The organism is Sphingomonas sp. Leaf4, assembly GCF_920939515.1.
In the GTDB taxonomy this organism is placed as follows: domain Bacteria; phylum Pseudomonadota; class Alphaproteobacteria; order Sphingomonadales; family Sphingomonadaceae; genus Sphingomonas.
On sequence record NZ_CAKLBB010000006.1, the window covers coordinates 68,372 to 79,429 of the forward strand.

The following is an 11,058-nucleotide window of genomic DNA, read 5'->3' on the forward strand; positions in this document are numbered from 1 at the left end:
TCGCCGCGCCCCTTTTTCATGGTCGCCGCGCCCCTTTTTCATGGTCGCCGCGCCCCTTTTTCATGGTCGCCGACTGATCGAGCAGGGCGATCGATCGCGCCGGGAACCGCCAAAGTTTACAAAGTTTACACTAACCACGCATCGTTTGCGTCAGCAGGGCGGTGCTATCTGTCCGACCAGCGCGACGGGATCGGCGACGCCGGCTAGTTCGGGAGCCTCGACGCGGAGGTGTGCGGTGCCGCTGCGCCATTGCGCCCGCCACCAGTCGTTGCCGGTCGCAACGTCGATACGTGGCAGCAGCGTCCGCGCGTGATGCAGCAGTTCGTCGGGCGGGATCAGCGCCCGGTCGTCGGCCAGCGCATGCGACAGGTCCTTGGCGATCACGACGTTCGTCGCCTTCGGCATGTCGGTCGCGCGTTGCATCAGATCGGCGAGCAGGTTGCGCCGTGCCACATCCCATTCGCCCGGCGTGAAGCCGGTGGTGGCGATCGCGCAGGTCGTCCGGCGCAACGCCTGCGCCGCCGCTTGCCATTGCCCCTCGGCGAAATGATCCCAGACCATGATCTGGCGATGCCCCTGTTCGCCGTTTTCGATGAACACGCCGCGCTTGCCCGGCGGGCTGCCGGGGTCAAGCGCCGCCAGCCGGTCGCCCACCGCACGGGTGAGCAGCAGGTCCATCAGTTGCGCGCGGCGTTGCTGGTCGCGCGAGGCGGGCGGGGCGGGCGTCGGCATCACCACGGCGAGCAGGGCCGCGCGGCGACCGTCGGCGCGGGTGGCGACGCTGACCGGGCGGATGCGATCGGGCCGGAACTGTGGATAGCGGGCGGGGCGTGACGGCGGCGCGGTCTGTGCCCAGTGTCCGAAATGCCGTTCGATCAGCGAGCGCATCGCGGCCGGTTCGACATTGCCGACGATGACGAGCATCATGTTTTGGGGCTGGTAGAGCCGGTGATACAGCTCCCGGATCGTGGCGACGCTGGCGGTCGGCACGTCGTCGGAGTTTTGCGCGTCGAGCAGGTCGTTGGGCGAACCGGGGGCGACCGCCGCGATGTAATCGGCATAGATGGCGTTGCCCTGCCGCTTGTCGGCCATTTCGGCGATGACCGAGGCACGTTCGCCATCGACCGCGTCGGCGCGAAAGGTCAGGTCGCTCGCGGCTTCGCGCAGCAGCGCGACGGTGGCTTCCAGATCGGCCGGCGAGCGCGTCTTGGTGGAGAGGAAATAATTGCTCTCGCGCCAGCTCGTCGTCGCGACCTCCGGGGCGGGAAACGTGTGTTGCAGCCCGATGCGGATGAAGTGATCGCGATCGTCGGGCGATCCGCGTGTCGGGCTGTGGAACACGACATGCTCGATCAGATGGGCAAGGCCGCGCTCGCCGGGGCGGCGTTCGGCGATGAAGCCGCCCTCGTTGCGCATCAATATGCCGACGCCCGGTTCACCGCCGCGCCGGGGCAGGATCGCGAAGCGGACGCCGTTGCGCAACCGGCCGGTGACGGGCGTGCCCCATCCGCCCGGCGGCACCGTCGCGCGGGCGGACGGCTGGCGCGCGCGCGGGGCGGCGTCGGCGGTGACGCAGCACGCGACGAGCGGGAGGACACCGAGCGCCATCGACAACCATTTTCGCATTCGTCGCAGTCTCCACCCGGATCGCCTGTCCGGCCCCGTGGTGCTGGAGATTTGGGGCAGGATCGTGACGCAGCGCGACCCTATCGATCGTCGGCGCTGTAGGACAGCGGCCGGTATTGGGGCGTGGCGTCCATCGAACGCCGGCATGTCCGGGATGCCGGGCATCGTCCGGCCGTGGTAGAAAGCGCTGATCGATCGGTGCAGGCGATACCGCGCGGCCCAGACCGGCGGCGTTAGAACCGATCGACATTCAACCGCGCCGCGGTTCGTGGCACCTCCCCTCCCTGACAAGGGAGGGGGCGGGGGTGGGTTGGCCGGTAAGGAAACGTACACGCCCCACAACCGGCCTACCCACCCCCAACCCCTCCCTTGTCAGGGAGGGGAGCAGGTCGTGGGCGATCAGTCATTCGGTCATGCGGGAGTCACGGCCGCGGCGCCATACCAGCCGAAGCACCGTTCCGCCGCCGCGACCGCGCGTGCGGTCCAATCGGCGCCGGTGGCGGCAGCGTCGATCGCGGCGCGGATCGTGCGCCAGTCGCCGGGACCGTGCCCGGCGGCGAGATAGGCGTGGAGGAGGCCGGGGGCGATCTGTCGGGCGAGCATCACGCCGCCGAGCCGCGATCCCTCGACGACGTAGAACATGCCCCATGCCGCCGCCGGATCGTGCGGGATGCCGACGGCCTTCGGCGCGGGCATCGCCTGCCCGAGCGCGGCGAGATCGGCGGCGAGCGCGGGGGTGCGCGGGCGGAAGCCGGGCAGGGCGGGGCAGGCCGCCAGCGCCGCCTCGACCGGCGGCAGGATGCGGGCGTGGGCGGTGAGGAACGCGGCATAGCCGGCGCGGTCGGTCAGGTCGAAGCGGGCATAGGCGGCGTCGACCGCGTCATGCGCCGCCGCCGTCGCCGCGCGCAGCGCCTGGGAAGCGGTCATGCGTCCTCGGGCACGCCCACGGGTGCGGAGACGATGAAGCGCAGCCCCGGCGCGTTGTCGATCTCCTCGATCGTGCCGTCGAGCCGCTGGACCATCGCGTTCAGCATGCGGGTGCCGAACCCCTGCCGCGTGCCGAGCCGGCCCTGCCCCCGGTCGGCGACGGTCAGGCGGAAGCGGTTGCGGAACTGCTCCAGCGTCACCGCGATCGGGCCGGGCTTGCCCTCATAGGCGTATTTCTGCGCGTTGATGACCAGTTCGACGAGGATCAGCCCGACCTGCACCGCCGCGTCGGCGTTGATGAGCATCGGTGCCACGTCCATCGTCAGCCGCCCGCGCCATTCGTCGCCCATCGATCCCTGCATCTCGCCCAGCAGGTCCTCGATATAGCGGCCGAGGTCGACGGCGGTGACAGTGTCGTCCGAATAGAGCCGGCGATGGACCAGCGCGACCGCCGACAGCCGCCGCTGCGCTTCGGTCAGGTGGCGGGTCAGCGTCTCGTCATTCTCGGCATTGGCCTGCATCGCGAGGAAGGCGACGACGAGTTGCAGGCTGTTCTGGACGCGGTGGTTGACCTCCTTGATGAGTGTGTCCTGTTGCGCCAGCAGCACGTCCTTGTCGGCGACCGCGCGGTTCAGTTCGCGGTTGAGATCGGTGATGCGGCGGCGCTGGCGCAGGTCGAAGAACATCCGCGACAGGCGGTGCGCGCCCTCGATCTCGGCATTCGACCATGGCCGGGCCCAGCCGCGGATTTCCTCGCTCCACGCCTCGAACGAGGCGCGCGGGGTGAGGTGCTCGCCCGGTGCCACGGCGACCGCCTTGTGCGGGTTGCCGGCCCATTTGACGGTCTGCAATTCCTCGGCGCGGAACCACAGCAGGACGACCGGTTCGTCGACCGACAGGACGATGGCGAGCAGGCCGCTCGCCAGATCGCGATAGGCGCGGGCGGCGGGCAGGCGTTGTTCGAGGCTGGCGGTGTGGAGCGGGCTGACCCCCTGTCGCCGGACCCATGCCGATATATCGGCGATGTCCTCGCGCGCGGGCACATGGCCGGTGGTGTGGAGCGAGGTTCCCCGGTGGAGCGCGAAACCGTCCGCGCCGAGCATCCGTTGCAGCTCGTGGCCGACCAGCGCGGCGAGCTGATCGGGATCGCCGTCCTGCGCCAGCCGCAGGCCAAGCGCATCCTCGGCGGCGCGCAGGCGCAGGCGTTCGCGATAGTCGGCGGCTTCTTCCTTGGCGCGGATCTGTTGCGCGAGGGTAGCGGCGACCAGTTCGCAGGTCTTGCGCTGGAGCCATGACAGCGCGCGCGGGCTGCGGTGGTGGCAGGCGACGAGGCCCCACAGCACCCCGTCCTTGACGATCGACACCGAGGCGGAGGCGGCGACGCCCATGTTGTGGAGATACTGGATATGGATCGGCGAGACGGCGCGGATGCCGACATCGCTCAGGTCGACCTGCGCCAGCGCCGGATCGGACGCGACGATCGGCGCGGGGGCATAGCCGACGTCGGGGATCACCCGCACCCGGTTGCGGATATAGAGCGCGCGCGCCTGTCGCGGAATGTCGGAGGCGGGGAAATGGTGGTTGAGAAAGCTGCCCATGCCATCGGCGTGGCGTTCGGCGACGACCTTGCCCGAATCATCGTCGAGGAAGCGATAGATCATCACCCGGTCGAACCCGGTCAGGTCGGCGAAGATCGCCGCGGCGCGCGCCGCCAGATCCTCCAGATCGATCGCGCGCGAAAACTCCTCCGCGCCGCGCGCGATCCACGCCAGCGCGTCGTCGGTGCCCGGCGCGCCGGGGGTGCGCGGTTCGAGCTCGATCAGCCAGTGGCGCCCCTCGCGGTGGGCGACCGCCGACCGGTCGCCGCCGATCAGCGGCGTCAGCGTGTGGGTGGTGCCCTCGCCCGCGAGGATCGCGACCCCGGCCTCGCCGAACACGGCGGCGAGCGACGTGTTCCACCAGACGGTGCCGACCAGCGGGGCATAATCGCCCGCCGCGCCGACGACCATCAGGCTGTCGGCATCGGCGATCAGCAGCACGCCGTGCGGCTGGATCGCGCCGGGGACATGGATCGCCTCCCGGTCGCAGGCCGTCAGGTCCTGCCCCAGCGCGGAGGGGGATCGCGCGTCGACCGGATCGAAGGGGGTATGCACTTCAGGAATCGTCGCCAAACCCGCGCCTTTCCACAACATGTCTTGCCCGCCCGATATGCCGGCGAGGGTCGTACCATTTTCGTGATATACCGCTTCTTATCATCCGACGCCGGTCGGTCCATCCAGTACCTGGCGAACGCGGGCGGCAAGGTCGACGCGCTTGTACGGTTTGTTGATGAGATCGAATTCGGTGCCGCGCGCATCGACCCGTTCGATAGACGCCTCGGCATAGCCGGTGGTGAGCAGGATCTTCAGGCGCGGGCGTTGCCGCCGCGCCTCGCGTGCCAGCATCACCCCGTTCATGCCGCCGGGCATGATGAGGTCGGTGAACAGCAGGTCGATCGGTCGGCCGCTTTCAAGGATGGCGACCGCATCGGGACCGTTCGAGGCGCGCAGGATGCGATAGCCGAAGTCGCCGAGGATCGCCTCCGCCAGATCGCCGACGTCGCTCTGGTCCTCGACCACCAGCACGGTTTCGCTGCCCTGCGATTCGGCTTCGGCGCGCGGCATACGCTGGCTAAGCGGATCGGCCGCGCTGTCGACGGCGGGAAAGAGCAGGCGGATGGTCGTGCCCTTGCCTTCTTCCGATTCGATGCGCAGCGCGCCGTTCGACTGTTTCATGAAGCCATAGACCATCGACAGGCCGAGGCCGGTGCCCTTGCCCTGATCCTTGGTCGTGAAGAATGGTTCGGTCACGCGGTCGCGGATGGCGGCGGGAATGCCGGTGCCGGTGTCGCTGATCGCCAGTTCGATATAGTCGCCGCTGGCCACGTCGCCGAAACCGGCGTCGGACGGATCGATCCGCGCCTTTTCGACGGTGATGCGCACGGTGCCGCCGCCGGGCATCGCGTCGCGGGCGTTGAGCAGGATGTTGAGGATCGCCGTTTCCGCCTGCACCGGATCGATCCGCGCGTTGCAGTGCGAACCGCAGCGCGTCAGCTCGATCGCCAGCCGCGCGGTGCCGATGGTGCGTGCGAACAGCGGCATCATCGAATCGACCAGATCGTCGACGTTGACGACGCGGCCCTGCAACTTCTGCCTGCGCGAAAAGGCGAGGAGCTGCTGCGTCAGCCCCGCGCCGCGTTCGGCCGCCTGCATCACCGCCTTCAGCGAGCGGCGCGCGCGGGCGGGATCGATCGGCCGGTCGTCGGCGCGGTCGATCTGGTTGAGCAGCATGTCGGTGAACCCCTGGATCACCGTCAGCAGATTGTTGAAATCATGCGCGATGCCGCCGGTGAGCTGCCCGACCGCCTCCATCTTCTGCGCCTGGCGCAGCCCGTCCTCGGCATCGCGCCGGCGGCTGACGTCGAGCTGCGAGGCGAAATAATAGCGGACCTTGTCGTTCTTGTCGAAGACCGGCGAGATGAACAGCGCGTTCCAGAAGGCGCTGCCGTTCTTCTTGTAGTTCAGCACCTCGACCGAGGTTTCGCGCTGCTGTTCGATCGCGCGGCGAATCTCGTCGATGGTGTCGCGATCGGTTTCCGGCCCCTGCAACAACCGGCAGTTCCTGCCGATCAGTTCGTCCCAGCCATAGCCCGTCATCGACAGGAACGCCGGGTTGGCGAAGATGATCGGATTGTCGGGCAGGTTGGGATCGGTGACGGTCATCGGCATGCGCGTCGTCTTGACCGCCGCGAAGAAGATTTCGTTGTTCGGATCGCGCATGTCGTCGTTGGCTTGCGCCAGATGCGGCGGCGGACCGCCCGTCGCGCCCGTTTCGGTATTCGCAGGGCTCGCCATGGGGGTACTCTACCGGTTCGAAACTTCCCGTCAAAGCCGCTGGCGTACCGTTTTGTTCCGCGTGCGATACGGACCTTTGCCCGCGATCGGAACGTTTTGTTCGCATGAATCCCGTACGCCACGCCATCGCCACCCAGGTCCGCGCCCTTACCGGTGCGGGCGATGGCGCGATCGACCTGATCCGCGCGCCGGGCGACGACGGGCTGTTCGGGCCGGGGTCGGTAAGCTGGCGGGTGCATGGCGATTTTTCGTCGATGATGATCGGCGGCACCGCCGCGCTGTTGATGCAGATGCTGCATCCCGGCGCGCTTGCCGGGGTGTGGGACCACAGCGATTTCCGCCGCGACATGCTCGGCCGGCTGAAGCGCACCGCGCAGTTCATCGCCGCCACCACCTATGGCGGGACCGCCGAGGCGGAGCGGCTGATCGGGCGGGTGCGCACGATCCACGATCATGTCCACGGCGTGCTGCCCGACGGCACGGCGTACAGCGCGAACGATCCGCATCTGCTGACGTGGGTGCATGTCGCCGAGGTCGACTGTTTCCTGCGCGGCTATCTGCGCTACCGCGATCCGATGCTGTCGCGCGCCGATCAGGACCGGTATTTCGCCGAGAATGTCGTGGTGGCGCAGGCGCTGGGCGCGGTGGACGTGCCCGACAGCCGGGCGGCGGTCGACGCCTATCTGCTCGGCATGCGCCGCGAATTGCGCTTCGACCACCGGACGCAGGCGGTGCGCGATGCGCTGGTGAAGCAGCCGCTGAAAAGTCCGTTCCTACGCGGGTTCGGCGCGATCAATACGGCGGCGGCGATCGACCTGCTGCCGCCATGGGCGCGGGCGATGCTGGAACTGGATGCCGGCAGCGCCGGGGCGCGGGTCGCGGCGCGCACGGGCGCGCAGGGGATGGCGCGGGTGTTGCGCTGGGCGTTGAACGGGTCGGCGTCGGAGAAGACGGCGCGGGCGCAGGGGTAGGCGGATGTCTGCTACAGCGTAGTTGCCGAGATTGGGAAGTTCTGCCACAAACTTTCCAATCTGGAGCGCAGCATGGCGAATTTAAGCTTTCAGATTGATGAGGGTGGGCTACGCCCAGCGCTACTCGGCATGACACGTTCACAAGTCGACAAAGTTCTTGGCGATCATCCGAAAGTAGATCGTGCAAGCCTTAACGGTGAAGAGGCATTCCGCTACCATGGCAACCACGTCCGGGTCGTGTTTCGGCACGATCGCGCCGTCGAGGTCGCCCTTGTCCCACCGGTGGACGTTACCTTTCGAGGACGCTCAATTTTCTCGAATAGCGAGATTTGGCGTGACTTGGCCGAGCTCGACGGAGATGCAAAAGAAACACTCGGATTTATTGTCCTTTGCAACTTAGGTTTGACACTTACTGGGTTTCATGACGGCGACAGCGCTCAACTGGCGGTAACGGCGTTCGAATACGGTCGTTGGGATGCGCTGAAGGATCAAATGCGTCGCCTTCGCCAATAAGCGGTCGTTCTGCGATCCATCGAAACTAGCTTTGAAAGTTATGCCTACAACGGCGGCAACCCGGCCCTCAACTCCTCCACCCACGCCCGCGCCACGCCGTCCGACGGCGCGCGCCAGTCGCCGCGGGGGGAGAGCGCGCCGCCGCCCGATACCTTGGGGCCGTTGGGGAGCGCCGAGCGCTTGAACTGGCTGGTCTGGAAGAAGCGCCACAGGAACTTCTCCAGCCAGCCTGCGATCACCGGCAGGTCGTAGGCACCCTTCGCATCCTCGGCGAAGTCGATCGGCCAGTGGCCCTTGGTCGCATCGGCCCAGGCGTGGTGGCAGAGGAAGGCGACCTTCGACGGGGCCATGCCGTACCGCACGATATGGTGGAGGAAGAAGTCGTTGAGCGCATAGGGGCCGACGCGGTCCTCGGTGCTCTGCATCCGGCCCTGATCGTCGGCGGGGACCAGTTCGGGCGAGATTTCGGTGCCGAGGATCGCGTCGAGCACGGTGTCGGTCGCAGCGTCGAACTGGTCGGTGCGGATCGCCCAGCGGATCAGATACTGGATCAGCGTCTTGGGCACGCCGGCGTTGACGCCGTAATGGCTCATCTGGTCGCCGACGCCATAGGTACACCAGCCCAGCGCCAGTTCGGACAGGTCGCCGGTGCCGAGCACGATCCCCTGCCGCTGGTTGGCGAGGCGGAAGAGATAGTCGGTGCGCAGCCCCGCCTGCACATTCTCGAACGTGACGTCATACACCGCTTCGCCACGCGCGAAGGGATGGTCCATGTCGGCGAGCATCTGGCGCGCGGCGGGGCGGATGTCGATCTCCGCGCCGGTGATGCCGAGCGCGTGCATCAGTGTCCACGCATTGGCCTTGGTCGCCTCGCCGGTTGCGAAGCCGGGCATGGTGAAGCCGAGGATGTCGCTGCGTGGGCGATCCAGCCGGTCGAACGCCTTTGCGGCGACGATCAGCGCATGGGTGGAGTCCAGCCCGCCCGACACGCCGATCACCAGCCGTTTGGCACCCGAGGCGACGAGGCGCTGGCGCAGCGCCTCGACCTGGATGTTGAACGCTTCGTAGCAGTCGTCGTCGAGCCGGTCGGGGGTGTTGGGCACGAACGGGTAGCGCCGCACCGCGCGCATCAGGCCGATGTCGGCGAAGTCCGGCCGGTGATCGAAGGCGATGCGACGGAAGCGGGTTTCGGGGTGGCCGTTGGCGGCGGCGCAATCGTTGAAGGTGCCGTTGCGCATCCGCTCCAGCCGCAGCCGGGCGAGATCGACATCGGCATAGATCGCGCCGTTCGCCCGGTCGAACCGCTGCGACTGGGCGAGCAGTTCGCCGAGTTCGTGGATCATGCCCTGGCCGTCCCACGACAGGTCGGTCGTGCTCTCGCCCATGCCCGCCGCCGAATAGACATAGGCCGACAGCGTGCGCGCCGATTGCGAGGCGCACAGCAGTTCGCGTTCGCGCGCCTTGCCGATGACGATGTTCGACGCGCTGAGGTTGCACAGCACCAGCGCCCCCGCCAGCGCCCCGGCGGTGGAGGGGGGGAGGGGGGCCCAGTAATCCTCGCAGATTTCGGCGTGAAACACGAAGTCGGGCAGGTCGCTGGCCGCGAAGAGCAGGTCGGTGCCGAACGGCGCGTCCTGTCCGGCGACGCGGATCGACAGGCCGGTCAGGCCGACGCCGGGGGCGAACCAGCGCTTCTCGTAATATTCGCGGTAGTTGGGGAGGTACGTCTTGGGCACGACGCCCAAGATGCGCCCGCGCGATACCGCCACCGCGCAATTGTAGAGCCGGCCGCCGCGCCGCAGCGCCGCGCCGAGCAGCAGGACGGGGTTCAGGTCCGCGCTGGCGGCGACCACCTCGGCCAGCGCCGCTTCGGTCGCAGCGCACAGCGCGTCCTGCAAGTGCAGGTCGTCGATCGCATAGGAGGTGAGGTTGAGTTCGGGAAAGACCAGCAGGTCGGCCCCGGCCTCATGCCCCTCGCGCGCAAGGTCGATCGCGGCGCGGGCGTTGGCGGCGGGATCGCCGACGCTGGCGGGCGGGGTGCAGGCCCCGACGCGGAGCAGGCCATGGGTGTGGATTGAGGCGAAGGGGTGCGCGGTCATGGGCGCGGTTGTACCGGCGTGGGTGGGGGGATGCCAGCGCGAAGGGGTGGTGGTTTGGGGAGGCTGTTCGTCACTCCCTGCCCGTCACCCCGGACTGGTTCCAGGGTCCACCTCGCCGCAGGCGATGGAGGCGCGATCGCCATCGCCTGTTGAACCGTGGACCCCGGAACCAGTCCGGGGTGACGACGGGGTACGGGGTGATGTTGGCGTGTCCGGCGGGGTGCGCGGGGAAGGAAGTTACACCTTGGCGGCGTACAGCATCCGGCCTTCGCCGATCAGGTCGAACACGCGCGCCAGATCGCCCTCGGCGACCGCGAAACAGCCCTGGCTGCGGCCGAGCTTGCCGTGCTGGGCGATCATTTCCGGGTTGGCATACCATGCGCCATGGATGACGATTGCGCGCATCAGCGCATTGTCGTTGGTCGGATCGAGCCCGACCAGCCGCTGCGAGCGGCCATGCTTGCCGATATAGTAGTTGTCGGTGGTGAACGCGCCTTCGGAGGTCGCGTTGGAATCGGGGATGTTGCTGAAGCGTTCGAGCTGGCCGCGATGCGCCGGGTCCGATCCGCTGCCATGCGTCACGCGCATCGCCGATACGACGCCGCTGTGCATGTCGATGAACTGGAACCGGGGGTGCGCCGAATCGAGCGCGAAGTCGGCGATGACGATGCGATCGGTGCGGCGCAGCCTGTGCGAGTGGCGGTCGAGCGCGGCGACGGCGCGTTCGAACAGCTTGGGATTGACCGTGGCCGGCGCGGCCATCGTCCGCACCGGTTGGGCGGGCATCCGCGCCAGCGACGGATAGGGCGCATGCGGCACCGGAGCCGAGGCGACCGGACCAACCGATGGACGGACGCAGCCCTGTGTCAGCAGCAGACCGGCGAGCCCGCCCGCCGCCTTCAATACCGCTCGCCGCGACCGAACCTCTGCGTCCTGCATCCACATCCTCATGATTCCGCTGTTCCGTATAATTAAACGACTACTGGAACCGGTTCAATTGTCGGCGGTTTGTGCGTTCCGCCGTCTGCC

General features: G+C 68.0%; 8 protein-coding genes. 2 read left to right on the forward strand and 6 right to left on the reverse strand.

What is annotated here, in order from left to right; all coding sequences use genetic code 11:
• Positions 1-150: 150 nt before the first annotated feature.
• The 4 genes from LRA89_RS10190 to LRA89_RS10205 form a co-directional block, all read right to left on the reverse strand.
• On the reverse strand, positions 151-1,626 hold the full coding sequence (locus tag LRA89_RS10190) for a M16 family metallopeptidase (RefSeq protein ID WP_230770058.1): 1,476 nt from the start codon (positions 1,624-1,626) through the stop codon (positions 151-153).
• A 411-nt stretch (positions 1,627-2,037) separates the two neighbouring features.
• Positions 2,038-2,553, reverse strand: a complete 516-nt coding sequence (locus tag LRA89_RS10195) for a hypothetical protein (protein ID WP_230770059.1) — start codon at positions 2,551-2,553, stop codon at positions 2,038-2,040.
• Positions 2,550-4,724 (reverse strand): histidine kinase dimerization/phosphoacceptor domain -containing protein, encoded by a 2,175-nt coding sequence (locus LRA89_RS10200; protein WP_230770060.1) that lies wholly within the window; start codon positions 4,722-4,724, stop codon positions 2,550-2,552. The genes LRA89_RS10195 and LRA89_RS10200 overlap by 4 nt, the downstream gene beginning before the upstream one ends.
• Positions 4,725-4,805: 81 nt before the next feature.
• Positions 4,806-6,446, reverse strand: a complete 1,641-nt coding sequence (locus LRA89_RS10205; RefSeq protein ID WP_082467202.1) for a histidine kinase famiy protein — start codon at positions 6,444-6,446, stop codon at positions 4,806-4,808.
• A gap of 104 nt (positions 6,447-6,550) precedes the next feature.
• On the opposite strand from LRA89_RS10205, the gene LRA89_RS10210 reads away from it, so the two are divergent.
• A complete protein-coding gene (locus LRA89_RS10210; protein ID WP_230770061.1) occupies positions 6,551-7,417 on the forward strand; it encodes an oxygenase MpaB family protein in 867 nt (288 codons plus the stop codon).
• 72 nt (positions 7,418-7,489) lie between these two features.
• Positions 7,490-7,930 (forward strand): hypothetical protein, encoded by a 441-nt coding sequence (locus LRA89_RS10215; protein WP_230770062.1) that lies wholly within the window; start codon positions 7,490-7,492, stop codon positions 7,928-7,930.
• A gap of 44 nt (positions 7,931-7,974) precedes the next feature.
• Here the strand turns inward: LRA89_RS10215 and LRA89_RS10220 are convergent, their stop codons facing one another.
• Entirely contained in the window at positions 7,975-10,029 is a 2,055-nt protein-coding gene (locus tag LRA89_RS10220) for an NAD(+) synthase (protein WP_230770063.1), read from the reverse strand.
• A 237-nt stretch (positions 10,030-10,266) separates the two neighbouring features.
• Positions 10,267-10,980 (reverse strand): murein L,D-transpeptidase catalytic domain family protein, encoded by a 714-nt coding sequence (locus LRA89_RS10225; RefSeq protein ID WP_321163095.1) that lies wholly within the window; start codon positions 10,978-10,980, stop codon positions 10,267-10,269.
• Between the last annotated feature and the right edge of the window lie 78 nt (positions 10,981-11,058).

Excerpts from the sequence above, each read along its gene's own strand:
- LRA89_RS10190 (WP_230770058.1), bottom strand. The coding sequence starts at position 1,626 with ATGCGAAAATGGTTGTCGATGGCGCTCGGTGTCCTCCCGCTCGTCGCG.
- LRA89_RS10195 (WP_230770059.1), bottom strand. The coding sequence starts at position 2,553 with ATGACCGCTTCCCAGGCGCTGCGCGCGGCGACGGCGGCGGCGCATGAC.
- LRA89_RS10205 (WP_082467202.1), bottom strand. The coding sequence starts at position 6,446 with ATGGCGAGCCCTGCGAATACCGAAACGGGCGCGACGGGCGGTCCGCCG.
- LRA89_RS10210 (WP_230770061.1), top strand. The coding sequence starts at position 6,551 with ATGAATCCCGTACGCCACGCCATCGCCACCCAGGTCCGCGCCCTTACC.
- LRA89_RS10215 (WP_230770062.1), top strand. The coding sequence starts at position 7,490 with ATGGCGAATTTAAGCTTTCAGATTGATGAGGGTGGGCTACGCCCAGCG.
- LRA89_RS10220 (WP_230770063.1), bottom strand. The coding sequence starts at position 10,029 with ATGACCGCGCACCCCTTCGCCTCAATCCACACCCATGGCCTGCTCCGC.
- LRA89_RS10225 (WP_321163095.1), bottom strand. The coding sequence starts at position 10,980 with ATGAGGATGTGGATGCAGGACGCAGAGGTTCGGTCGCGGCGAGCGGTA.